This window comes from Rehaibacterium terrae, assembly GCF_014202935.1.
GTDB classification, from domain to species: domain Bacteria; phylum Pseudomonadota; class Gammaproteobacteria; order Xanthomonadales; family Xanthomonadaceae; genus Rehaibacterium; species Rehaibacterium terrae.
In genome coordinates this window covers 117617-140087 of sequence record NZ_JACHHX010000007.1, presented here as the reverse complement: position 1 = coordinate 140087, position 22471 = coordinate 117617, and the positions used below count along the sequence as shown (strand labels likewise).

The window sequence follows — 22471 nt, the reverse complement described above, 5'->3', positions numbered from 1 at the left end:
GGGCGCCCGGCGGCGGCGCCAGGTCGGTCACGGTGCGCCGTTGCGCGAGTGGCTGACGACGTTGCCGGCACTTGGATGAATTTCGCAGGGCCGACTATGTACGGATGAAGTGATCAATGGTTTGCCCGCCTTCATCCGCGCCGGCCCATGGCTCAGGAGCCGGCTCCGGTGAGTGCCCGCGCCTTGCCTGCCTCTGTCCGCGTCCGGGCAGCGGCCGCCGGCCGAAGCCACTAAACTAGGCGCCCTTGCTTCCCATGAGGACCTTGCGGACATGTGTGGAATCGTCGGCATCAGCGCCCAGCGTGACGTCGTGCAGAACCTGATCTCCGGGCTCAAGGCGCTCGAATACCGCGGCTACGACTCGGCCGGCATCGCCGTGCTCACCGGCCACGGCGTCGAGCGCCTGCGCGCCAAGGGCAAGGTGCGGGATCTGGAGGCGCTGCAGGCGGTCAGTCCGCTGAGTGGAACCTGCGGCATCGCCCACACCCGCTGGGCCACGCACGGGGCGCCGAGTACCGACAACGCCCACCCGCATGTGTCCGGCGCGGTGTCGGTGGTCCACAACGGCATCATCGAGAACCACGCCGCGCTGCGCGCCGAGCTTCAAGCGCTCGGCTACGAATTCACCTCGCAGACCGACACCGAAGTGGTCGCCCACCTGATCGAGCACGCCCAGCGCCAGGGCAAGCCGCTGCGGCAGGCGGTGCAGGAGACGGTGGCGCGGCTGCACGGCGCCTATTCGCTGGCGGTGCTGTCGGCGCGCGAGCCGGGCACGCTGGTCGGCGCGCGGCTGGGCTCGCCGCTGGTGGTGGGCCTGGGCGAAGGCGAGCAGTACCTGGCTTCCGACATCCACGCCCTGCTGCCGCTGACCCGGCGCTTCCTCTATCTCGACGACGGCGATGTGGTGGAACTCACCCGCGAGGCGGTGCAGGTGTTCGATGCCGCCGGCCAGCCGGCCCAGCGTGCGGTGAAGGAGTCGCACTTCGCCGCTGACGCGGTCGAACGCGGCGAGTACCGCCACTACATGCTCAAGGAAATCCACGAGCAGCCGCAGGCGGTGGCCGACACGCTGGAGGGCCGCATCGCCGGCGGCCATGTCCTGACGCAGATGCTCGGCGTCGATGCCGAGGCCTTGCTGGCACGCACCGACTCGGTGCAGATCGTCGCCTGCGGCACCAGCTACCATGCCGGCCTGGTTGCCGGGTACTGGATCGAGTCCTTCGCCGGCGTCCCGTGCAAGGTCGAGATCGCCAGCGAATACCGCTACCGCAACCCGGTGGTGCGGGCGGGCACGCTGTTCCTGGGCATCTCGCAGTCGGGCGAGACCGCCGACACCCTGGCCGCGCTGAAGATGGCCAAGGGGCGCGACTACGTGGCGCGGATGGCGGTGTGCAACGTGCCCGAGTCCTCGATCGTGCGCGAGTCCGAGCTGGTGCTGATGACCCGCGCCGGCCCGGAAATCGGCGTGGCTTCGACCAAGGCCTTCACCACCCAGCTGGTGGCATTGGCGCTGTTCGCGCTGGAGCTGGCGCGGGCCAAGGGCCTGGACGCGGCCCGCTACGCCGACGGTGTCCGTCAGCTGGAGCAATTGCCCGGCCTGATCGCGCAGACGCTCAAGCTCGACGGGCAGATCCGTGCGCTGGCGGAAAACTTCGCCGCCAAGCAGCACGCCCTGTTCCTCGGTCGCGGCACCCACTGGCCGGTGGCGATGGAAGGCGCGCTCAAGCTCAAGGAAATCAGCTACATCCACGCCGAAGCCTACGCCGCCGGCGAGCTCAAGCACGGCCCGCTGGCGCTGGTGGACAAGGACATGCCGGTGATCGCGGTGGCGCCCAACGACCACCTGATCGACAAGCTCAAGTCGAACCTGGAGGAAGTGCGTGCCCGTGGCGGCGAGCTGTACGCCTTCGTCGACGAGACCGTGGCCCACGGCCTGGATGCCGACCACGTGCTGACGCTGCCGGCCTGCGGCGAGTTCGCCGCGCCGGTGGTGTTCACCCTGCCGCTGCAATTGCTGGCCTACCACGTCGCCGTGCTGCGTGGCACCGACGTCGACCAGCCGCGCAACCTGGCCAAGTCGGTGACGGTGGAATAGCTGGCAACCGGAGCCGGGGATCGGGAACCGGGAGCCGGGAACCGGAAGGCGGGCGCGGAGTCTCACTGGGCGTGTTGGCAGCCGTTGCGTGTGGCTGCTGACTTCGTCGCCGGCACGAATCCTGCTTAGCTGACTTCGATGGCAGTCATCGCGAGGTATTTGCATGGGCGGGAACGACATCATCGAACAGGGGGCGGCCACGGCACTGTGGCAGGCGTTGGTGCGCGAGGGCGAGCGCGAGACCGGCTGCGCGCTAGGCGAGGACGTGGAGAGCTACCTGGTGTTCGCGCTGATGCGGCACCTGCGTGACGACCAGCTGGTCGCGCGGGTGATGGCGCTGGACTGGCTGCAGGCGCATGAGCTGCCGGGGCGCGAGCGGGTCGATGCGCTGCGCGATGTCGGCGACCGCTGCCTGATCCTCGCCGGGCTGTTTCCGGGGCAGGCTCAGCGGCGGCGCGTCGACGCCGGCTACTTCGTCGACCTCGGCCGCAGCGCCTACGAAACCGTGGCCGGCGCGACCCGCGCCGGGTACGCGGACCTGTTCGCGCAACTGGTCGATGCCTACCTGGCGATGGTGCGCGTGCTGGCGAGTGCGGCGCGGCGGCCGCTGCCGCGACTCGGCGGCGATGGCACAATGACGGCCCAACCCGTCCCGGCCGGGCTGTCGCGTCCGCTGCACTGAGCGCCGGCCCGGCGCGAACTGCCGGAGCCCTCCATGCGTGTCTGCGTCTATGCCGCGTCCAGTGCCCATTGCGACCCCGCCTACCACGCCGACGCGCGCAAGCTCGGCCGACTGCTGGCCGAGGACGGCTGCACGCTGGTCTACGGCGGCGGATCGTCCGGCTCGATGGGCGCGGTCGCCGATGGCGCGCTCGAGGCGGGCGGCGAAGTGATCGGCATCCTGCCGCGCTTCATGGCCGACCTCGAATGGGGCCACCCCGGGCTGACCGAGCTGCAACTGGTCGAGGACATGCGCGAGCGCAAACACCGCCTGCTGACCGGCAGCGACGCGGTGATCGCCCTGCCCGGCGGCTGCGGCACGCTGGAGGAGCTGTTCGAGGCGATCACGCTCAAGCGCCTGGGCTTGTATTCCAACCCGATCGTGCTGCTCAACACGCTCGGCTTCTACTCGCCGCTGGCGAATTTCATGAACAAGGTGATCGGCGAGCGCTTCATGAACCCCGAGCACGCGGCGATGTGGTCGCTGGTGCAGACGCCGGAAGAGGTGCTGCCGACCATCCGCAACACGCCGCGCTGGCACGAGAATGCGCGCGAGTTCGCGGTGGTGAGGCCGGGTGGGCCGGGCTGAAACCCCGGTTGCAGAAGCAAAAGCACTCACGCAGATCGGGAGAAGAACAGGAGGAGCAAGTAGAGCAGCATTCTGAGAATTGCTTTCTCCTGCCGTTCTCCGCTTTGCTCCTTCTCACTCCGTGAGTGCTTTGGCTTTTCGTTTCGACAGTCACGCCCCGCGCCAGGCTTCGCTGTCGTGCGCCATGTGGCGTGTGGCGGCGATGCGGCGGGCGTTCCGGCGCTGGCTGGGCGTGGTGCCGGCGCGGTTGCGCGGCGTGGGCTGAGCGGGCTCAGTCGTCGCGGTCGCCGCTGGTATCGTCCGGGCTGTCGAACAGACTGTCGGCGGGCGCCGACTCGTCCTCGGCTTCGCCGGCGATGTAGGTGACCGGGCCGATCACGGCGGCGGCGGCGCGGCCGCGCGAGGGCTTGAGCTGGGCGACGGCGGCATCGACCGCGAGGACCAGCTCGCTTCGGCGGGCGTCCGGCACGTCCTGCCAGTGGCAGTCGAGCAGGGCGCCTTCCAGTGCGTAGAGCAGGTTGAGGCTGGGTTTGAAGCCGGCGCGCTTGACCCGCATGTAGGCCTCGACCGCGCCCAGTGCGTGCAGGTCCTCCTGCGTGCGCACGCCGACCTGGCGCAACCAGGCGGCCGATTTGGGGCCGATGTTGCGCAGCTTGTCGTTGCCGCTCATGCCAGCGATTCCATGAAGACCCGGGCGATGGCTTCGAGGCCCCGCCGGTCCTCGTCGTCGAAGCGGTCGGGGATCGGGCTGTCGAGGTCGAACACGCCGATCAGCTCGCCGTCGCGGTACAGGGGCACCACCACTTCCGAGCGCGAGGCGGCGTCGCAGGCGATGTGGCCGGGGAAGGCGTGCACGTCGGCCACGACCTGGGTCTGCCCGGTGACCGCCGCGGTGCCGCACACGCCCTTGCCGAGGGGGATGCGCACGCAGGCCGGCTTGCCCTGGAAGGGGCCGACCACCAGCTCGCGGCCGTCATGGAAGTAGAAGCCGACCCAGTTGAGGTCGGGCAGGGCGTGGAACACCAGCGCGGACAGGTTGGCGGCGTTGGCGACGCGGTCGCGTTCGCCGTGCAGCAGACCGCGGGCCTGCTCGACCAGCTGTGCGTACTGCTCGGCCTTGCTGCCGGAGAGAACGTGGGCTTCGAACATGCGGCAAGTGTAACAGTGCGCGCCGGCCGGGGCCGCGTGGCCGGGGCTGGGCTATCCTTGTGCGCTGTCCGGAGGCTGCCGCACGCGTGAAGACGGCGACTCCGGCGCAGGCCGGGTCCGTTGCTGTCCCGCCCCGAAGAGCGATAACGACCTGGATCCCGGCTTTCGTCGGGATGACGGTGTCTTGATGCTCTTTCCCGAGTCCCGAGTCCCGAGTTGAACCCATGACCCGCGGCATCTACATCACCGGTACCGACACCGGCGCCGGCAAGACCTTCGCCAGCGCCTGCCTGCTGCATGCCTTGCGTGCGCAAGGCCTGTCGGCGGTCGGCATGAAGCCGGTCGCCAGCGGCTGCGCGATGACGGACGAGGGCTGGCGCAACGAGGATGCGCTGGCGCTGCAGGCCGCCAGCTCGCCGCGACCGGACTACGCGCTGGTCAATCCGTTCGCGCTGCCGGAGCCGACCGCACCGGAGATCGCCGCCGCCCGCGCCGGGGTCGCGCTGTCGTTGCCGCCGATTCTCGCCGCCTACGCACAGCTCGCCGCGCGCGCCGACGTGGTGGTGGTCGAGGGTGTCGGCGGCTGGCTGGCCCCGCTGACGGCGACGCTGGACCAGTCCGATCTGGTGCGCGCGCTCGACCTGCCGGTGATCCTGGTGGTCGGCCTGCGGCTGGGCTGCATCAACCACGCACGGCTCACCGCGCGGGCGATCGCGGCGGAGGGTTTCGCCTTCGCCGGCTGGATCGGCTCGGCGGTGGACCCGGCGCTGGTCTTCCCGGACGAGACCTTCGCGGCACTCGAGCGCGTGCTGCCCGGCCCCTGTCTGGGACGTTTGCCGTTCGCTCCCGGAGTGGACGCCGCCGCGCTGGCGGGACACATCGTCCCGGGCGACTGGCGCTGCGCCTGACTTCAGGCACATCGTCGAGCGCGGGCGGGACGTTAGACTCGCCGGTACACAAATGACGACCGGCGCCACGTCCGCCGGCCCGGCCCGCGCTCGGCGGGCCCCTGCGCTTTCCGGAATCCGCCCATGCGCCGCCTCGCCCTGTTGCTGTCAATGCTCGTCCCGTCACCGCTGGTTTTCGCCCAGGGCTTTCCGGTCGCGGTGGAGACTGCCCAGGTGGCGGCCAGGTCGCTCGACGACACGCTGACCACGGTCGGCACCCTGCGCGCCGACGAATCGGTGGTGTTGCGCCCGGAAGTCGCCGGCCGGATCGAGAAGATCCACTTCAGCGACGGCGACCGGGTCAAGGCCGGGGCGCTGCTGTTCAGCCTCGACGCGGCACTGCTGCGGGCCGAGGTCAACGAGGCGGCCGCCAACCTCGAGCGTTCGCGCCGCGCCTACGAGCGCGCCCGCGAGCTGGTCGGGCGGCAACTGCTATCGCGTGCCGACTTCGACGCCGCCAAGGCCGGCTTCGATGTCGACCGGGCCCGGCTGGCCTCGGCGCGCGCGCGCCTGGACAAGATGACGATCCGCGCGCCATTCGATGGCGTGGTCGGTCTGCGCCAGGTCAGTCCGGGCGATTTCGTCGGCGTCGGTCAGGCGCTGGTCAATCTGGTGCGGCTGGATCCGATGCTGGTCGACTTCCGCCTTCCGGAGGTCCATCTCGGCCGGATCGTGGCGGGCCAGACGGTGAAGCTGACGGTGGACGCCTGGCCGGGCCGCGAATTCGCCGGCACGGTGAGTGCGGTCGATCCGCAGATCGACATCGACGGCCGCAGCGCGCTGGTGCGTGCACGGGTCGGCAACCAGGACGGCGCCCTGCGCCCTGGCCTGTTCGCCCGTGTCGCGCTGGTGCTGGCGCGACGCGCCGAGGCGCTGGTGGTGCCCGAACAGGCGATCTGGCCGGTCGGCGACAAGCGCCATGTGTTCCGCGTCGAGGACGGCGTGGCCAAGCTGGTCGAAGTGCGGACCGGACAGCGCCTGCCTGGCCTGGTCGAGATCGTCTCCGGCCTGTCGGCGGGCGACGTGGTCGTCACCGCCGGGCAGCTCAAGCTGCGCGATGGCGCGCAGGTGGTGGCCCTGCCGCCGCCGGGTGCCGAAGCCGCCGACGGCCAGGCCGCCGGGCGCTGATCGCCCGCGGGCACCCCTCCGGCGGATTCCGCCGACATTCCGCTCAGGACGCGAACCGCATGGTCCTCTCCGATATCTCCATCCGTCGCCCGGTGCTGGCGACGGTGATGAACCTGGTGGTGCTGCTGGTCGGCCTGATCGCCTACGACCGGCTCGCCGTGCGCCTGATCCCGAACGTCGACACGCCGGTGGTGACGGTGGCCACCGGCTACCCCGGCGCCAACGCGCGGGTGATCGAGTCGCAGATCACCAAGCCGATCGAGGACGCGCTCTCGGGCATCGAAGGCATCGACTTCATCACCTCGGTCAGTCGCGCCGAATCGAGCCAGATCAGCGTGACCTTCCGCCTCGACCGCGACGCCGAGGGCGCGGCGTCCGACGTGCGCGACCGCGTCGCGCAGGCGCGCCAGTTCCTGCCGCAGGAGGCCAACGAGCCGATCGTGCAGAAGCAGGAGGCCGACGCGCAGCCGATCATCTGGCTGGCGTTCTCGTCCGACCGCCACGACCTGCTGGAGATCGCCGACACCGCCACCCGGCTGGTCAAGGACCGCATCCAGACCATCCCGGGCGTGGCCCAGGCGCAGGTGTTCGGCGCCCGCTACGCGATGCGCGTGTGGCTCAACCCCGAGCGGCTGGCGGCGTTCGGGCTGACGCCGGCCGACGTCGAGCGGGCGCTGCGCGCGCAGAACGTCGAGGTGCCGGCCGGCCGCGTGGAGAGCATCGCGCGCGAATTCACCGTGCTCTCGGAAACCGACCTGCGGACGCCCGAGCAGTTCGCCGCGATCGTCCTGCGCGACGCCGACGGCTACCTGGTGCGGCTGGGCGACGTGGCGCGGGTGGAGCTGGGGCGCGACCGCAGCCGCTTCGCCGCGCGTTTCAACGGGCGCAATGCGGTCCCGCTGGGCGTGGTCAAGCAGGCGGTCGCCAATCCGCTGGACATCTCCGACGCGCTGCAGGAGATGCTGCCGCGCATCACCCAGACGCTGCCCGAAGGCATGCGGGTGGAGATCGCCTACGACTCCACCATCTTCATCCGCGCGTCGATCTTCGAGGTCTACAAGACCATCGCCGAGGCGGTGCTGCTGGTGGTGCTGGTGATCTTCCTCTTCCTGCGCAGCTGGCGCGCCACGCTGATCCCGCTGGTCACCATCCCGGTGTCGCTGGTGGGCGCGTTCGCGCTGATGTATGCCTTCGGCTTCACCATCAACACGCTCACCCTGCTGGCGATGGTGCTGGCGATCGGCCTGGTGGTCGACGACGCCATCGTCATGCTGGAGAACATCTACCGGCACATCGAGGCCGGCGAGCCGCCGCTGGAGGCCGCGTTCAAGGGCAGCCGCGAGATCGCGTTCGCGATCATCGCCATGACGCTCACACTGGCCGCGGTGTACGCGCCGATGGCGTTCCAGACCGGCCGCACCGGCAAGCTGTTCGTCGAGTTCGCGCTCACCCTGGCGGGCGCGGTGCTGGTCTCGGGCTTCGTCGCACTGACGCTGTCGCCGATGATGTGCTCCAGGCTGCTGCGCCACGAGGAGAAACACGGCCGCTTCTACCGCACCGTCGAAGGCTGGCTGCGCGCGCTCGACCGCGGCTACCGCGCCGCGCTGGCGCGCGTACTGCACTGGCGGCTGGCCATGGTCGCGGTCGCGCTGGCCATGGTCGGCGGCATGGCGCTGATCTACCTCGACCTGCCCAAGGAACTGGCGCCGCAGGAGGACCAGTCGTTGCTGATCGGCATCGCCATCGCCCCGGAAGGCGCGACACTGGAATACACCGACCGCTACCAGCGCCAGCTGGCCGACATCTACAGTCAGGTCCCGGAAACCGAGAAGTATTTCCAGATCACCGGCTTCCCGACCGTCACCCAGGGCATCAACTTCGTCCGCTTCAGCGACTGGGGCGAGCGCGCGCGCACGCCGCAGCAGATTGCCGGCGAGCTGTTCCCGAAGTTCATGGGCATCCCCGGCGTGATGGCCTTCCCGGTCACGCCGCCGCCGCTGGGGCAGGGCGGTTTCGGCCAGCCGGTGCAGTTCGTGGTGCAGACCACCGGCAGCTGGGAAGAGCTCGACGACATCGTCGAGCGGATGAAGGCCAAGATGGCCGAGAACCCGCGGCTGACCAATCCCGACTCCGACCTCAAGCTCAACAAGCCGGAGCTGAGGATCGACGTCGACCGCGACAAGATCGCCGCGGTCGGCACCAGCGTCGATACCGTCGGACGTACGCTGGAGACCCTGCTGGGCGGCCGCCAGGTCACCCGCTTCAAGAAGGGGGCCGAGCAGTACGAGGTGATCGTGCAGGTCGAGGACGACGCGCGCCGCACCCCGCACGACCTCGGCAACATCTACGTGCGTGGCGGCGACGGCGGCATGGTGCAGCTGCAGAATCTGGCCCGTATCGAGGAAACCGTCGCGGCCAAGGAGCTGAACCACTTCAACAAGCTGCGCGCCGCCACCATCACCGCCGGCCTGGCCCCGGGCTATCCGATCGGCGAGGCGCTGGAATGGATGGAGCGGGCACTGGCGGAGGTCGCGCCGGAGGCGCTGTACGATCTGGCCGGCCAGTCGCGCGAGTTCCGCGCCTCCTCGGCCAGCTTCGCGATGCTGCTGTTGCTGGCGGTGGTGTTCATCTTCCTGGTGCTGTCGGCGCAGTTCGAGAGCTTCGTCGACCCGTTCGTGATCCTGTTCTCCGTGCTGCCGGCGTTCTTCGGCGCCTTCCTGATGCTGAAGCTGTTCGGCGGCAGCTGGAACATCTACAGCCAGATCGGGATCATCACCCTGATCGGCCTGATCTCGAAGCACGGCATCCTGATCGTCGAATTCGCCAACCAGCTGCAACTGCGCGGCGAGAGCAAGTTCGAGGCGGTGCTCGACGCCGCCGCGCTGCGTCTGCGGCCTATCCTGATGACCACCGGTGCGATGGTGCTGGGCGCCTTGCCGCTGGCCCTGGCGGACGGCGCCGGCGCCGAGGCGCGCAGGCAGATCGGCTACGTGATCGTCGGCGGCATGAGCTTCGGCACCCTGCTGACCCTGTTCCTGGTGCCGGTGGGCTACCTGCTGGTCGCCCGCGATCATCGCCGTTCGCACACCGCGGCCGCCACCGTCGCCTGAGCAGCTGCGCCGGAGCGACGGCCGCGTACGTCCGGAGCGCAACGGGACGATCCGGGGCGGAGGTCGCGCAGAAGGTCCTGACGGATGCGACAGCTCCGTGGCCTTCCATCCTCCCGGCTCTTTCCCGTGAGTCCCGCTGAGTGTCGTGCGTTGTCACGCGCAAAGAAAAAGCCGACCGGACGGAGCCGGTCGGCTTGAATGCGTCGCGCGGGGAGGGAGGTGCGCGACGCGACCGCATGTCGCGGCGGAGAGAGACTTACCTGGCGGCCTTCGGGGCCTTGGCGGCGGCCTTGGCGACCTGCTCGCCGGCGGCTTCGAACTGCGCCTTGATCAGCTGGCCGATGGCCTCCTGGGTCTTCAGGGTCTGGCCGACGGCCTCCTGCTGGGCGCCGTAGAAGCGCTCGGCGTTCTCCTTGGCCAGCTGCACGCCCTTCGGCCAGATCGTCTTGAGGCCCTCGAAGTCGCGCACCTCGGCCGCCTCGCCCAGGAAGGCGATGTTGGCGTTGATGCGGTCTTCGGCGGTCTTGATCTGCAGGCCGACCACACGCTCGAAGTTCTCGAACGCCAGGGCGCTGGCCTTCAGGGCCGAGTCGGCCATCTGCTTGGTCATCGAAACGAACTGCGCGTTGATCTGCTCGTACATGGCTGCTTCCTCGCCCCACGGGGCTTTGGCTGATGTGGGCACAGCATCGCACAGGATTTTGTGCAATGCAACATTGGATGGATGGAAGCTGCTCATAGACTGAGCAAGTAATTGAATTACATGGTTATTTATTCCGTGGCCCGGTTTCCGCGCCGCAACATTCCGGGCCGGTATAGCGGCAGCCGGCAGTGCAGGTTTCGTGGACCACGATGGCCGACAGGCCGGGCAGGGCGGGCTTGAGCCGGTCCCAGATCCAGATCGCCAGCTGTTCGCTGGTCGGGTTTTCCAGCCCCTCGATCTCGTTGAGGTACTGGTGGTCGAGCCGGTCATACAGCGGCTGGAAGGCCGCCTTGACGTCGGCGAAGTCCATCACCCAGCCGGTGTGCGGGTCCGGCTCACCGCGGACGTGCACCTCGATGGCGAAGCTGTGCCCGTGCAGGCGCGCGCACTTGTGCCCGGCCGGCACGTTGGGAAGGCGGTGTGCCGCCTCGATGCGGAAGACCTTGAAGATGTCCATCGGATGCTCTGGACGGCGCTGTGCGCGTGGCCTGGCCACGGGGCTTGAATGATCGGCGCGGAAAGATCGGGGGGCAACCGGTCGGCTGCGTCGGCCCGCGGCCGTTGCGGCGCGGGGCATGGTGGCTATGGGTGGACTCGAACCACCGACCCCAGCATTATGAGTGCTGTGCTCTAACCGGCTGAGCTACATAGCCACGTCGCGGCTCCGCCCGCGGCGGGGCGGAACGCGAAATTATCCATGCCCCCACTCCCAGCGTCAACAAGCCGGGCGCGCCGCCTTGTGACCTTCCGCGCATGGTGGCACAGTCGTCCACAGTGAATTCGGAGTTCCGTTCCGTGATCGATCCGGACGGTTACCGGCCCAATGTCGGCATCGTGCTGATGCGCGACGACGGCCGGGTCTTCTGGGCGCGACGGGTGAATCGGGATGGCTGGCAGTTCCCCCAAGGGGGGATGAACACCGACGAGACCCCGCTCGAAGCCATGTATCGCGAGCTGCGCGAGGAAGTCGGCTTGCTGCCGGCGCACGTCGAGGTGCTGGGCTCGACGCCCGGCTGGCTGCGCTACCGCCTCCCGCGCCGCTGCATCCGCCACGGCGAGCGGCCGACCTGCATCGGCCAGAAGCAGGTCTGGTTCCTGCTGCGCCTGCTCGGCCGGGAGGACGACCTGCGGCTGGACCTCACCGACAAGCCCGAGTTCGACCAGTGGCGCTGGGTGGACTTCTGGTACCCGGCGGAGCATGTGGTCGCCTTCAAGCGCCGGGTCTACCTGCAGGCGCTGATGCATCTGGCGCCCGAGGCCGAGAAGCTGGCCCAGGGGGCGGCGATCCTGAGCCGCCGGCCGGCGCTGCCGCCCGAGTTGGCGGCTGCCGGGGCGGGGCGGCTGCGTCGTCGCGCCGGCTGAATGCGATCCGGCAGGCAGTTGACAATCATTCTCAATTGAGGTTGAATGGGAACCGTTCTCACCGGAGGCGGTCCCGTGTACGTCTGCATCTGCAACGGAGTCACCGATCACGACATCCGGCGCGCCGCTGCCGAGGGCTGCCGCGATCTGGCCGAGTTGACCGCCCGTACCGGCTGCGGCGGCACCTGCGGCTGCTGCCGCGATCTGGCCGCCGAGGTGCTCGGCGAGGCGCGCAATGCGCATGCCTTGCCGCTCGGGCTGATGCCGATCGCCGCCTGATCCGGGCATCGCGCCCTGCCCCGCCCGGCCGGGCCGAGGGGCATTCGTTCCCATGCGCCACTCACCGCGACCGCATACGCGAATGCGGTCGATTTTCGTTCCGTCATGGTTTTTCCGTCGGCGTTAAGCTGCATGGCTGGAACGACAACGGGAGACGGCCATGAAAGGCGACGCCAAGGTCATCGAGCACCTGAACAAGGCGCTCTACAACGAGCTCATCGCGATCAACCAGTACTTCCTGCACGCCAGGATGCTCAAGAACTGGGGTCTGAAGGAGCTCGCCGAGCACGAGTACCACGAGTCGATCGACGAGATGAAGCACGCCGACAGGCTGATCGAGCGGATCCTGTTCCTCGACGGCCTGCCCAACCTGCAGAACCTCGGCAAACTGCTGATCGGCGAAGGGCCGAAGGAAGTGCTGGAGTGCGACCTCAGGCTGGAGCAGATGGCGGTGCCCGACCTCAAGGCCGGCATCGCCCACTGTGAGCAGGTCGGCGACTACGTCAGTCGCGAACTGCTGGAAGACATCCTCGAGTCCGAGGAGGAGCACATCGACTGGATCGAGACCCAGCTCGGCCTGATCGAGCGTCTGGGCCTTCAGAACTACCTGCAGACCAAGGTCGGCAGCTGAGCCCTGTGCGAAAGCGGGATGCGCTGACGGGCCCGGCGATCCGGGCCCGTCGCCTGTTCGGGGCTCACGGTGCCGGTGGCGCGGTTTCCCGCAGCAGCTCGCGCAGTTCGCGTTCGGCGCTGCGCCAGGCTTCGCGCAGGGCGGCGACCGCCGCGCGTGGATTCTCCAGTGTGCGCTGACGCGCGCCGAGCTCGATGCGTTTGGCCTGACTGGACAGCAGCAGGGCGCCGAGGTTGGCACTGGCCGATTTCATCGTGTGCGCCGGCGCGACCAGCCCGGCGATGTCGCCGTTCCTGGCCGCCTGTTCGAGCTGGTCGAGATGGAATGGCGCGTCCTCCAGGAAGACCCGCACCAGTTGCAGGAACTCCTCGCCCATCAGGTCGCGCAGGTCGTCGACGATGCCGCGGTCCAGGGCCTTGCCCGGCGGCACGGCAGCGGGCGCGGCGGCCGCCGTTGCGGCGGCTCCCGCGGATGGGGCAGCGGCGCCGGTGCGCGTGCCGAGCCAGAGAGCGAGGGTCTGCTCGAGCTGCGACCGGGTCACCGGCTTGGCGAGGTAGTCGTCCATGCCGGCGTCGAGGCAGCGTTGGCGGTCGCCGGCCATGGCGTTGGCGGTCATGGCGATGATCGGCGTGCGCGCCAGGCCCTGTGCCGCTTCGTGCCGGCGCCATTGCCGGGTGGCGGCGTAGCCGTCCAGCACGGGCATCTGGCAGTCCATCAGCACGGCGTCGTAGCCGGTCGCGGCGAGCCGCGCCAGCGCTTCCTTGCCGTTCGCCGCGGTGTCGCAGCTCAGGCCCATCAGGCCGAGCAGACGTTGGGAGACCATCAGGTTGACCGGGTTGTCCTCGACCAGCAGGACGTGACCTTCGAGCCGGCTGGCGGCAGGCAGGGGGGGTGGGGCGACAGGCTCGGCGGCGGCGGGCTCGCCGCGGACGGGTGGGCGGCTGGATGCGCCGCGCTCGCTGCCCAGGTGCGAGGCGATCAGGACGCGCAGGTCGGCGTCACCCAGATGCCGCGAGGCCACCAGCACGCCGGCGCCCTCGCGCAGTTCCTCGGGCAGCGGTTCGTCGCCCTGCAGGTAGACGATGTGCAGGGTATCGAGCGCGCTCAGGCGGCGGATGTTGCGATGCAGGGCGAGCGCGGTGCTGCGCGCCGGGCCAAGGTCGGCCAGCAGGATGTGGAAGGCCCAGCTCGGCCCCCGCGAGACGGCACTGCGCAGCCGGTCGAGTGCATCCTGGGTGGTGGAGACGAAGCTGGCGGTGACGCCCCAGTTGGGGATGGCGATCGACAGCCGGCGATGCAGCGCCGGGTCGGCGGTGAGCACCAGCATGCGCGCCCCGGCCAGCTCGGCGCGCGGGCCCTGGATCTCGCTGACCGTCTTGAGCAGCGGGATCTCGAACCAGAACAGCGAACCGCGGCCGGGTTCGGACTCGACGCCGATGCGGCCGCCCATCAGCTCGACGATGCGCTTGCTGATCGCCAGCCCCAGGCCGGTGCCGCCGTACAGGCGGGTGGTGGAGGCGTCGGCCTGCGAGAAGGGGGTGAACAGGCGGCCGATCGCTTCCGGGGCGATGCCGATGCCGGTGTCGCGCACCTCGAAGCGGATCTCGTGGTGGGTGCGGGTCTCACCCAGACGGATGACGTTGAGGCCGACCGTGCCGCGCTCGGTGAACTTCACCGCGTTGCTGAGCAGGTTGGTCAGCACCTGGCGCAGCCGGGTCGGGTCGCCGCGCAGGGCCAGCCGCAAGGCCGGGTCCATGCGCAGGCTCAGACGCAGGCCCTTGTTCTCGGCCGGCTTCTCCATCAGACGCATGACCGAGTCGACCAGCTCCTTGAGGTTGAGGCCGACGCTTTCCAGCGACAGCCCGTTCGCCTCCAGCTTGGAGTAGTCGAGGATGTCGTCGACGATGTGCAGCAACTGGCTGGCGGAAGCGTAGGCGGTCTGCACCAGCTCCTGTTGCTCGGGCCGCAGGGGCGAGGACTGCAGCAGGTCGAGCATCGGCAGGATGCCGTTGAGCGGCGTGCGGATCTCGTGGCTCATGGTGGCCAGGAACTCGCCCTTGGCCAGGGTCGCCGCCTCGGCGGCCTGCTTGGCTTCGAGCAGTTGCCGTTCGAGCCGCTTGTGCTGTTCGAGCTCCTGTTGCAGGGCGTCGAACTCGGCGCGCTTGGTCGCGCTCTCCAAGGCGTGGATGGAGGCTTCGGCGACGATGGCCGCGGCGCGCCGGCGGTAGGCGAAGCCGAGCGCACTGATGCCGACCACGGCCAGCAGCGCCAGTATCAGCGCGATGCTCGCCCACGGCCCGGCGATCTCGAAATGGTCGATGGCCGAGACCGCCGCGGCGCCGCCGGCGCCGGCGAGGGCGATCCAGCGGATGACCGGGGCGTCTGGGTGCGGCGCGCCCATCGATTCAGAGCACCGCCGACTGGAAATCGAAGGCCAGATCGTCGCCGGCCCGCTGGACCAGGTTGCCCTGCAGGAAGTCGATGCCGCTGACCCAGAGGGTGGCGGCGGCCTGCGGATCCTCGACGCGGTGCCCGATCACCAGCAGGTTGCGGCGGTGGGCGTGGTCGATCAGTACCTTCAGCTCGTCGCGCAAGGCCTGGGTGCTGCTGGCCGCGAGGTACTTCGGCGCCAGCTTGACGTAGCTGAGCGGCAGCCGCTCCAGCAGCGCGAGGCCGTCGCGACCGGCCTCGCACTGGCTCAGGCAGAACTGGACGCCGTCCGCGACCAGCGCGGCGCAGAAGGCCTGCACGCTGTCGGTGTTGAGGATCGCATCGTCGAGCCGGATCTCGATCACCAGCGCGCTGGCCGGGGTGTCCTGCCGGCTGATCCGCTCGCGCAGCCATTGGATCTGGTCGCGTGCGGCCAGGGTCAGGCTGGACTGGCTGACGAACAGCCGCAGCGGACGCGCCTCGCGGCGACTGCGCTCGAGCGCGGCCAGCGCCTGTCCCATCACCCAGCGGTCGATGTCGACCATCAGGCCATGCCGCTCGGCCAGCGGGATCAGTTCGGCGGCGGGGTGCAGCCCGCCCTCGGCATCGCGCAGCCGCAGCAGCGCCTGGAACTGCGCTTCGTCGCCGCCCTGCACGGCGACGATCGGCTGGTAGTGCAGCTCGAAGCCGCCTTCGGTGATCGCGCGCTCGATCTGCGCCAGCAGCGCCTGCTCCCGTGCCAGCTCCAAGTGCTGCCGCGGGCGGTGCAGACGCACGCCGGACTCGCTGCCGCGCGCTTCGTGGCAGGCACGCTCGGCAGCGTTGAGCAGGGTGCCGGCATCGGGGAAGGTCGACGCCAGCGCGCAGGCGCCGACCAGCGCGCGCAGACGGACCGGCCGCTGGTCGACCTCGAAGCTGTGTTCGGCGAGGGTGCGCCGCAGGTCGGCGGCGAGCGGCTCCAGCGCGGCCTCGTCCTGTTCGGTGGCGAACACGATGAAGCTGGCGTCGCCGTAGCGCGCCACCGGCATGTCCTTGCCGAGCCGCTCGGCCAGCAGCGTGCCGGCTTCGGCCATCAGCCGCTCGAGCGCGGCCAGGCCGAGTTGCTCGCGCAGGTGGACGCCGCCCTCGATGTCGATGAACAGCACGCCGGCCGGGCGCGGGCTGCGGCTGGCCAGGGCGGCGTCGATCCGGGCCAGCAGTCGACGGCGGCCGAGCAGGCCGCCGTCGCGGCGGATAACCGGCGACGGCTGCGTGCGGCCGGCCAGCGCGCGGGCGCGGCGGATGCGGTTCTGCACGGCGGAGATCAGGTGGCGCGGCCGGACCGGCTTGGCGAGGAAATCGTCGCCGCCGGCGTCCAGTGCCTCGAAGTGCAGGTCCTGGTCGCTCTCGCCGGACAGGAACACGATCGGGGTGTGCAGGAAGCGGTCGTGCTCACGGATCAGCGCGGTCAGCTCCATGCCGTTGCAGCCGGGCATGTGCAGATCCATCAACAGCAGGTCGGGCGCGAACTCCTCCATGATCGCCAGCACCTGGAAGGGATCGTCGGCGACCCGCGTCTCCATCCCGGCATTGCGCAGGATGCTCTCGGCGAACAGGCCCTGCGAGCGATCGTCCTCGACGATCAGCACGCGATAGGCCGGCTCGCGCTCCTCCGGTGGTTCCAGCAGCACATGCAACTGCTGCAGCACTTCGCCGGCACCGGGCGGGGCGATGATCAGGGCGTCGGCGCCGGCGCGGCGGGCGGTCAGGCGGATGCCGAGGTCGTCCTCGGCGGCAATCGTCGCCAGCGGCAGACGCAGACCGGTGCGCTGGCGGGCGGCCCGCAGCGCGGCGCCGACCGCCTCCAGCGCCTCGATGTGCGCCGAATCCACCACGACCAGCAGCGGCAGCCGTTCGCCGAGCAGATCGTGCAGCTGTTCGGCCTCGGTGAACGGCTCGACGCTGTAGCCCGCAGCCTCCAGCCGCTGGTCGAGCTCGCAGGACAGGGCGCTGCCGTCGGTGAGGTGGAAGATGTGGGTGAGGATCCCGCTGTCGGTCTCCGCCTGGGTCGCCGAGGCGTCCCCGGCAGACTTCGTGCCGTGTGACTTCTTGGCCGCCATGGCTGCCTCTCCCGCCGGCGCAGCCGGGCGGACGGCCACCGCGACAGGGGGCGGCGCGTCGCCGCTCCAGCGTCGCCAGTAGCCCGGGGGCGGTACTTCCACCCGGGCGATATTGCCGAAAGTCGGTGCCGACTGCGCCGAGGCGGCCAGGGGTTGCGGCAGGCGGCTGCGCAGGTTGGCCAGCGTCTCCAGCATCGGGGCGGCGGCCTCTGCGGTGGGCAGGGCGGGAATGTCGAGGTGGGCATGCAGCAGCTGCTCCAGTGCCCGCAGGCCGGAGCCGACGTCGTCCAGGCCGTGGCGGACACTGGCGTCGGCCAGCCAGCGGGCGTCGTGGTGCAGCAGCGACAGCGCATTGATGTCCCAGCCGTTGCGCGACAGACGCTGGATGCGCCGGGCCAGCGCCTCCACCCGTCTGGGCAGGTGGCGGACGAACGCCCCGGCCGCGGTCGCGGGCGCGCTGGCGTCGTGCGGCATGGAGGTGGGCTGCGAAGGCATGAGCGGAAACCCCTGCATCATTGCATCATGGCATGCGCCGCGGTCCGCCGGCTGTCGCCGGAGCGGGCGGAGCCGCCGGGCGGTCCGCCCCGTCCGGACGCATGCGGGCCGCGGGACGACGAGCGTGGTTTGTAATGTGCATCGTGGGCGCGACGCGTCGGCCGTCCGGCGCGGGCCCGTCCCTGTTCGATACCGGTAACGACAATCCGCCCGGCGACAGGACGCAGTTGCGAGCCGGTTCACGTTACCGCCCCGTGCCCGTCCCGGGCCGGCCGCAGTTCATCGCCGGCGCCGCACAATGCAGCCTGGTCGAAACCGCAGGCGGACCGGCGGTTGACTCCCGGCGAAGCCGGGGGCTATACCGATCCACTTGGCATGAGCACTCCGATCCCACCACGGCGATTCATCGTCGTCTCCACCCGTCCCCGGGCCCGCCTGCTGCTGACGGCGGCGGCCGTGCTGTGGCTGGCCAGCCTGGCGGCCGCCTGGACGTGGGCGACGCGGGTCGCCGCGCCGACGCTGGCCGAGGTCCGGGAGGAAAACCGGGCGCTGGCCGGCCAGCTTGCCGAGCAGCGCCGGCAACTCGACGAGCTCCGCCAGCGCAGCACCACGTACAGGCGCTCGGACGAGATCAGCCGCGCCGCCAACCAGGAATTGCAGCAGACCCTGGCCGAACGCGAGGAGGAGATCGCACAGCTGCGTGCCGACGTCGCCTTCTACGAGCGGCTGGTCGGTGCCAGCGGCCAGCGCCGCGGCCTGGGCGTGCACAGCGTGCGGATGGAGCCCGGTGCCGAGGGCGCCTGGCTGTACACGGTGACGCTCACCCAGAACCTCAACCGCGGCAAGATCAGCCGCGGCGAGCTGACCCTGCAGGTCGACGGCGTGCGCGACGGCAAACTCGCCAGCCTGCGCTGGCCGGAATTGCTGCAGCGCGAGGATGCGCCGGGGCAGGCGTTTTCCTTCCGCTACTTCCAGCAGCTCGAGGGCAGCGTGATGCTGCCGCCGGATTTCGCGCCCAACCGCGTGCGGGTGTTCCTGCGCGCCGAGGGCAACACCACGGAACAGGCCTTCCCGTGGGAGGCCACGCAGCGGGCGGTCGCGACCGCCGGGAGATGAGGATGTTCGGGGGAGGCAAGGGCAGGAACGGGCGCGCGGCGCCGCCGGTGGCGGTCGAGACCCTGATCGGGCCGCGGGTGACGGTGCGCGGCGATGTCACCTTCAGCGGTGGGCTGTACGTCGAGGGCCGCATCCACGGCAGCGTGGTGGCCGAGGAAGGCGCCGAGGCGGTGCTGACCATCGCCGAGCACGGTCTGGTCGAGGGCGAGGTGCGCGCGCCGGTGGTGATCATCAACGGTCAGCTGCAGGGCGACGTCCACGCCGGCGAGCACGTCGAACTGGCGGCGCAGGCACGGGTGCAGGGCAACATCTACTACAAGGTGGTCGAGATGGCCGCCGGCGCGATGATCACTGGGCGGCTGATCCACGGCGAAGCGCCGCCGAAACGGCTCGCCGGCCCCGCGCCGGTGGCCGAGGCGCCCACCGCCGCTTGATAATGGACGCCGGGCCCCCATTTCGTCGCCATGAACGCCACGCCGAGCTACCAGCAGATCGATGCCCCGCTCGTGTTCACTTCGGCCGCCGCGGCCAAGGTGCGCGAGTTGATCCGTGAGGAGGGCAACGATGCCCTCAAGCTGCGCGTCTACATCCAGGGCGGTGGCTGCTCCGGTTTCCAGTACGGCTTCAGCTTCGACGAGGAGCAGGGCGAGGATGATCTGAGCATCGTGCGCGACGGTGTGACCCTGCTGGTCGATCCGTTGAGCCTGCAGTACCTGATGGGCGCCGAGGTCGATTACACCGAGTCGCTGACCGGTGCCCAGTTCGTCATCCGCAATCCCAACGCCAGGACCACCTGCGGCTGCGGCAGCTCGTTCACCGTCTGAAGGCCGCCTCCGTGACGCCCACGCCGACCGCGCAGCTTTTCGCCGGGCTGCCGCTGGATCGCGCCGAGCACCTGCGCGAGGACGTCGCCGCCCTGGCGGCGCTGTGGCCGCAGGCGCGGGTGATCCGGCTCGACCCCGAAGGCCATGCCGCGGCGCGCGCGGATGGTGAGGGGCTGGCGCTGGCGTCTGGCCGCGAGTTCGTCGACCGCTTCGCCCAGGCCACCTTCCTCGGCCTGTCCGGCGGCACCCCCTGGTTCGCACTCGACGCCGACCCGGCGGGCTGGCCGCACTGGATCGACCTGCGCAGCGCGGGGGCACGCTTTTCGCCGTTCGAGGCCGGCCTGTTCGCCTATGCCCGCGCGCTCGGGCTGTGGCAGCGCCGCAGCCGCTTCTGCCCGGCCTGCGGACATCGGCTTGGATTCGCGCGTGGTGGTCACGTCGCCGAGTGCGGCAATTGCGGGCTGGAACACTACCCGCGTACCGACCCGGCGGTGATCGTGCTGGCCGAGTCCGAAGGACGCGTCCTGCTCGGCCGGCAACCGAACTGGCCGGCCGGGCAGTACTCGCTGATCGCCGGCTTCGTCGAGCCGGGCGAGAGCCTGGAGGATGCCGCCCGCCGCGAGCTGGCCGAGGAAACCGGCATCGTCGCCGGCGCCTGCCGCTACATCGCCTCGCAGCCGTGGCCGTTCCCCGGCACGCTGATGCTCGGCTTCCGCGCCGAGGCCGAATTCATGCCGCCGCGGGTCGGTCGCGAACTGGAGGACGCGCGTTGGTTCAGCGCCGACGACATCCGCCGCGAGGTCGCCGCCGGTCGCCTGCGCCTGTCCTCGCGCATCTCCATCGCACGCAGCCTGATCGACGCCTGGCTGGCCGAGCGATGAGCGCCGCCGCGCCCCGTGCGCGCATTGCGGGCTAGAATCGGCGGCGAAGCGGCTCGGGGGAGCCGCACGCACCGCGGTAGAGGAACGCATGTCCGCCACCCTGATCGCCGTCGTCCTGGCCCTGCTGCTCGGGCATGCCGTGCAGCCGCTGACCGCGCTGCGCCGCTACGAGTGGTTCTCCGGCTGGGCGCGCTGGCTGGACGCGCAGCTCGGCGACAACGCCTTCTGGCGCGGTCGCTGGGGGCTGCTGCTGACGCTGGGTGTGGTGCTGGCGCTGCTCGGGCTGTTCCAGCTCGCGCTCGCCGGCCGCGTCTATGGACTGCCCGGCTTCGTGTTCGCGGTGGCCGTGCTGTTCTACGCCTGGGGACCGCGCGATCTGGATCTCGACGTCGAGGCCGTGATCGAAGCGCCCGACGCCGAGGGCAAGCGCGCCGCCGCCGCGCGCCTGCATCCGGCCGGCGGCGCGCCGTCGCTGGAAGGGCCGGCCTTGGTCGAGGCGGTCTTTCTCGGCGCGCTGCGGCGCTGGTTCGGCGTGCTGTTCTGGTTCCTGCTGCTGGGGCCGGTCGGTGCGCTCGGCTACCGTCTGGTCGCGCTCGCCGCCGAAGGCGAAACCCGCCAGGCGCTGCCCACGGCGCAGAGCGAAGGCGCGCAGTGGCTGCTGGCGCTGCTGAACTGGCCGGTGGCGCAGCTGATGACCTTCGCGCTGGCGCTGGTGGCCAACTTCGACACCGTGTTCACCGCCTGGCGCGAATCGCACGCCGGCGGCGTGCGCCTGGATGCCGACTTCCTCTCCGCCGCCGCGCGCGCCAGCGTCGACTGCGAACTGGCCGAGGAGGATGCCTACATCATCGATGCCGGCGGTCAGGCGCAACCGGCGCCGCCGGCCCTGCTCGAACTGCGCGACGCGATGAGCCTGGTCTGGCGCATCCTGCTGCTGTGGCTGGCCGTGCTGGCGTTGTTCGTGCTGGCCGGCTGGGTCGGCTGAGCGGCGATCAGGCGGCCGCGCCGCGCAGGGCGCGCACCGTCGCCTCCAGCGTGCTCGCGCTGGCCTGCTCGCCGGGCACCGGCCCGGTGGCGACCACCTCGACATGGGCGCGGAAGCGCCGCGGCAGGCGGGCACGGCGCAGCGCCGAAGAACCAGAACCAGCTCACGCCCAGCACGGCGTTGAGAACGGTGCGGTTGCCGCGCAGGAAACCCAGGTTGCGCACCGTCTCGGTCAGCGGGTTCCAGTTGAGCCGGAGGTCGGGTGCGGTCGGCGGCGCCTCGGGGATGCCGTGACTGGCCCACCAGCCGAGCACGGCGAACACGATCACCGTCGCCGACACCAGCAGCGGCCCGTGGTCGAAGCCGGCCATCAGTACGCCGCCGAGCAGAGTGCCGAGCAGGATGGTCAGGAAGGTGCCGGCCTCGACCAGCGCATTGCCGCCGACCAGCTCCTCGGGCCTGAGGTGCTGCGGCAGGATCGAATACTTGATCGGCCCGAACAGCGTGCTCTGCAGGCCCATCAGGAACAGCACGCCAAGCAGGAACGGCACCGACTCCAGCCAGAAGCCGACCGCCGCCATGCACATGATGAAGATCTCGAGCAGCTTGATCCAGCGGATCGAGCGCGACTTCTCGAACTTCTCCGCCCATTGCCCGGCGTTGGCCGAAAACAGGAAGAACGGCAGGATGAACAGCCCGGCGGCGAGGTTGGACCAGAAGTTGATGTCGTCGCTGCTCAGCCCGGCGACCTTGAACGCGATCATGATCACGAGCGCGTTCTTGAAGACGTTGTCGTTGAACGCGCCCAGCGCCTGGGTGAGGAAGAACGGCAGGAAACGGCGCTGCTTGAGCAGGGTGAACTGGTTGCTCGCCATGTGGCTCGCTCGGCGGATCGGTCGGCGGATCGGTCGGCGGAGCCTAGCAAAGC

19 protein-coding genes, 1 tRNA gene and 2 pseudogenes are annotated in these 22471 nt (G+C 70.2%); 14 read left to right on the top strand and 8 right to left on the bottom strand.

Annotated features, from left to right (window positions below):
• The first annotated feature begins 271 nt into the window (after window positions 1–271).
• The 3 genes from glmS to HNQ58_RS06805 all read left to right on the top strand — a co-directional run bounded on the left by glmS (window position 272) and on the right by HNQ58_RS06805 (window position 3404).
• Window positions 272–2095 carry a glutamine--fructose-6-phosphate transaminase (isomerizing) gene (gene glmS, locus HNQ58_RS06815; RefSeq protein WP_183948155.1) on the top strand — a complete coding sequence of 608 codons (1824 nt, stop codon included), beginning with the start codon at window positions 272–274 and terminating at the stop codon, window positions 2093–2095.
• A gap of 163 nt (window positions 2096–2258) precedes the next feature.
• Window positions 2259–2777, top strand: a complete 519-nt coding sequence (locus HNQ58_RS06810) for a hypothetical protein (protein WP_183948154.1) — start codon at window positions 2259–2261, stop codon at window positions 2775–2777.
• Window positions 2778–2810: 33 nt separating this feature from the next.
• Window positions 2811–3404 (top strand): LOG family protein, encoded by a 594-nt coding sequence (locus HNQ58_RS06805; protein WP_183948153.1) that lies wholly within the window; start codon window positions 2811–2813, stop codon window positions 3402–3404.
• 271 nt (window positions 3405–3675) lie between these two features.
• On the opposite strand, the gene HNQ58_RS06800 is transcribed toward HNQ58_RS06805, so the two are convergent.
• Both HNQ58_RS06800 and HNQ58_RS06795 read right to left on the bottom strand, forming a co-directional pair.
• Window positions 3676–4074: a TfoX/Sxy family protein gene (locus HNQ58_RS06800; protein WP_183948152.1), complete on the bottom strand. Its 399-nt coding sequence runs from the start codon at window positions 4072–4074 to the stop codon at window positions 3676–3678.
• The gene (locus HNQ58_RS06795; protein WP_183948151.1) at window positions 4071–4553 is read right to left on the bottom strand and encodes a GAF domain-containing protein; all 483 of its coding nucleotides are present in this window, start codon (window positions 4551–4553) and stop codon (window positions 4071–4073) included. Before HNQ58_RS06795 ends, HNQ58_RS06800 begins: the two co-directional genes overlap by 4 nt.
• A gap of 224 nt (window positions 4554–4777) precedes the next feature.
• Between HNQ58_RS06795 and bioD the strand changes: the two genes are divergently transcribed.
• The 3 genes from bioD (at window position 4778) to HNQ58_RS06780 (ending at window position 9738) form a co-directional block, all read left to right on the top strand.
• Window positions 4778–5461, top strand: a complete 684-nt coding sequence (bioD, locus tag HNQ58_RS06790; RefSeq protein WP_183948150.1) for a dethiobiotin synthase — start codon at window positions 4778–4780, stop codon at window positions 5459–5461.
• Between the two features lie 123 nt (window positions 5462–5584).
• Complete coding sequence (locus HNQ58_RS06785; RefSeq protein ID WP_221301192.1) at window positions 5585–6628, top strand: efflux RND transporter periplasmic adaptor subunit; 1044 nt, start codon at window positions 5585–5587, stop codon at window positions 6626–6628.
• Window positions 6629–6687: 59 nt separating this feature from the next.
• Complete coding sequence (locus HNQ58_RS06780; RefSeq protein WP_183948149.1) at window positions 6688–9738, top strand: efflux RND transporter permease subunit; 3051 nt, start codon at window positions 6688–6690, stop codon at window positions 9736–9738.
• Between the two features lie 256 nt (window positions 9739–9994).
• Here HNQ58_RS06780 and HNQ58_RS06775 read toward each other — a convergent pair whose 3' ends face one another.
• From HNQ58_RS06775 to HNQ58_RS06765, 3 genes are all read right to left on the bottom strand, one after another.
• A complete protein-coding gene (locus HNQ58_RS06775; protein ID WP_183948148.1) occupies window positions 9995–10381 on the bottom strand; it encodes a phasin family protein in 387 nt (128 codons plus the stop codon).
• 124 nt (window positions 10382–10505) lie between these two features.
• Entirely contained in the window at window positions 10506–10898 is a 393-nt protein-coding gene (gene queD, locus HNQ58_RS06770) for a 6-carboxytetrahydropterin synthase QueD (protein ID WP_183948147.1), read from the bottom strand.
• A gap of 119 nt (window positions 10899–11017) precedes the next feature.
• Window positions 11018–11094: transfer RNA gene (locus tag HNQ58_RS06765), tRNA-Met, on the bottom strand.
• Window positions 11095–11236: 142 nt separating this feature from the next.
• Between HNQ58_RS06765 and HNQ58_RS06760 the strand changes: the two are divergent.
• The 3 genes and pseudogenes from HNQ58_RS06760 to bfr form a co-directional block, all read left to right on the top strand.
• Window positions 11237–11705 (top strand): annotated as a pseudogene (locus tag HNQ58_RS06760) (RNA pyrophosphohydrolase); the annotation flags it as partial.
• A gap of 173 nt (window positions 11706–11878) precedes the next feature.
• Entirely contained in the window at window positions 11879–12082 is a 204-nt protein-coding gene (locus HNQ58_RS06755) for a (2Fe-2S)-binding protein (RefSeq protein ID WP_183948145.1), read from the top strand.
• 160 nt (window positions 12083–12242) lie between these two features.
• Window positions 12243–12713, top strand: a complete 471-nt coding sequence (gene bfr, locus HNQ58_RS06750; protein WP_183948144.1) for a bacterioferritin — start codon at window positions 12243–12245, stop codon at window positions 12711–12713.
• Window positions 12714–12777: 64 nt separating this feature from the next.
• On the opposite strand, the gene HNQ58_RS06745 is transcribed toward bfr, so the two are convergent.
• Window positions 12778–15114, bottom strand: a complete 2337-nt coding sequence (locus tag HNQ58_RS06745; RefSeq protein ID WP_183948143.1) for a hybrid sensor histidine kinase/response regulator — start codon at window positions 15112–15114, stop codon at window positions 12778–12780.
• A gap of 4 nt (window positions 15115–15118) precedes the next feature.
• Window positions 15119–17737, bottom strand: coding sequence for an EAL domain-containing protein (locus tag HNQ58_RS06740; RefSeq protein WP_183948142.1), 2619 nt, complete (start codon window positions 17735–17737; stop codon window positions 15119–15121).
• Between the two features lie 375 nt (window positions 17738–18112).
• Here HNQ58_RS06740 and HNQ58_RS06735 point away from each other — a divergent pair, with 375 nt between their 5' ends.
• The 5 genes from HNQ58_RS06735 to HNQ58_RS13255 all read left to right on the top strand — a co-directional run bounded on the left by HNQ58_RS06735 (window position 18113) and on the right by HNQ58_RS13255 (window position 21543).
• Entirely contained in the window at window positions 18113–18853 is a 741-nt protein-coding gene (locus HNQ58_RS06735) for a DUF6776 family protein (protein WP_246417112.1), read from the top strand.
• Between the two features lie 2 nt (window positions 18854–18855).
• Window positions 18856–19287, top strand: a complete 432-nt coding sequence (locus tag HNQ58_RS06730) for a bactofilin family protein (RefSeq protein WP_183948141.1) — start codon at window positions 18856–18858, stop codon at window positions 19285–19287.
• Between the two features lie 30 nt (window positions 19288–19317).
• Window positions 19318–19677: an iron-sulfur cluster insertion protein ErpA gene (erpA, locus tag HNQ58_RS06725; protein WP_183948140.1), complete on the top strand. Its 360-nt coding sequence runs from the start codon at window positions 19318–19320 to the stop codon at window positions 19675–19677.
• 11 nt (window positions 19678–19688) lie between these two features.
• Window positions 19689–20558: an NAD(+) diphosphatase gene (nudC, locus tag HNQ58_RS06720; RefSeq protein ID WP_183948139.1), complete on the top strand. Its 870-nt coding sequence runs from the start codon at window positions 19689–19691 to the stop codon at window positions 20556–20558.
• Window positions 20559–20646: 88 nt separating this feature from the next.
• Window positions 20647–21543, top strand: a complete 897-nt coding sequence (locus HNQ58_RS13255; protein WP_221301189.1) for a hypothetical protein — start codon at window positions 20647–20649, stop codon at window positions 21541–21543.
• Between the two features lie 167 nt (window positions 21544–21710).
• Here HNQ58_RS13255 and HNQ58_RS13380 read toward each other — a convergent pair.
• Window positions 21711–22418: pseudogene (locus tag HNQ58_RS13380) on the bottom strand (MFS transporter); the annotation flags it as partial.
• Between the last annotated feature and the right edge of the window lie 53 nt (window positions 22419–22471).

Excerpts from the sequence above, each read along its gene's own strand:
- glmS (WP_183948155.1), top strand. The coding sequence starts at position 272 with ATGTGTGGAATCGTCGGCATCAGCGCCCAGCGTGACGTCGTGCAGAAC.
- HNQ58_RS06810 (WP_183948154.1), top strand. The coding sequence starts at position 2,259 with ATGGGCGGGAACGACATCATCGAACAGGGGGCGGCCACGGCACTGTGG.
- HNQ58_RS06805 (WP_183948153.1), top strand. The coding sequence starts at position 2,811 with ATGCGTGTCTGCGTCTATGCCGCGTCCAGTGCCCATTGCGACCCCGCC.
- HNQ58_RS06800 (WP_183948152.1), bottom strand. The coding sequence starts at position 4,074 with ATGAGCGGCAACGACAAGCTGCGCAACATCGGCCCCAAATCGGCCGCC.
- HNQ58_RS06795 (WP_183948151.1), bottom strand. The coding sequence starts at position 4,553 with ATGTTCGAAGCCCACGTTCTCTCCGGCAGCAAGGCCGAGCAGTACGCA.
- bioD (WP_183948150.1), top strand. The coding sequence starts at position 4,778 with ATGACCCGCGGCATCTACATCACCGGTACCGACACCGGCGCCGGCAAG.
- HNQ58_RS06785 (WP_221301192.1), top strand. The coding sequence starts at position 5,585 with ATGCGCCGCCTCGCCCTGTTGCTGTCAATGCTCGTCCCGTCACCGCTG.
- HNQ58_RS06780 (WP_183948149.1), top strand. The coding sequence starts at position 6,688 with ATGGTCCTCTCCGATATCTCCATCCGTCGCCCGGTGCTGGCGACGGTG.
- HNQ58_RS06775 (WP_183948148.1), bottom strand. The coding sequence starts at position 10,381 with ATGTACGAGCAGATCAACGCGCAGTTCGTTTCGATGACCAAGCAGATG.
- queD (WP_183948147.1), bottom strand. The coding sequence starts at position 10,898 with ATGGACATCTTCAAGGTCTTCCGCATCGAGGCGGCACACCGCCTTCCC.
- bfr (WP_183948144.1), top strand. The coding sequence starts at position 12,243 with ATGAAAGGCGACGCCAAGGTCATCGAGCACCTGAACAAGGCGCTCTAC.
- HNQ58_RS06745 (WP_183948143.1), bottom strand. The coding sequence starts at position 15,114 with ATGGGCGCGCCGCACCCAGACGCCCCGGTCATCCGCTGGATCGCCCTC.
- HNQ58_RS06740 (WP_183948142.1), bottom strand. The coding sequence starts at position 17,737 with ATGCCTTCGCAGCCCACCTCCATGCCGCACGACGCCAGCGCGCCCGCG.
- HNQ58_RS06735 (WP_246417112.1), top strand. The coding sequence starts at position 18,113 with ATGAGCACTCCGATCCCACCACGGCGATTCATCGTCGTCTCCACCCGT.
- HNQ58_RS06730 (WP_183948141.1), top strand. The coding sequence starts at position 18,856 with ATGTTCGGGGGAGGCAAGGGCAGGAACGGGCGCGCGGCGCCGCCGGTG.
- erpA (WP_183948140.1), top strand. The coding sequence starts at position 19,318 with ATGAACGCCACGCCGAGCTACCAGCAGATCGATGCCCCGCTCGTGTTC.
- HNQ58_RS13255 (WP_221301189.1), top strand. The coding sequence starts at position 20,647 with ATGTCCGCCACCCTGATCGCCGTCGTCCTGGCCCTGCTGCTCGGGCAT.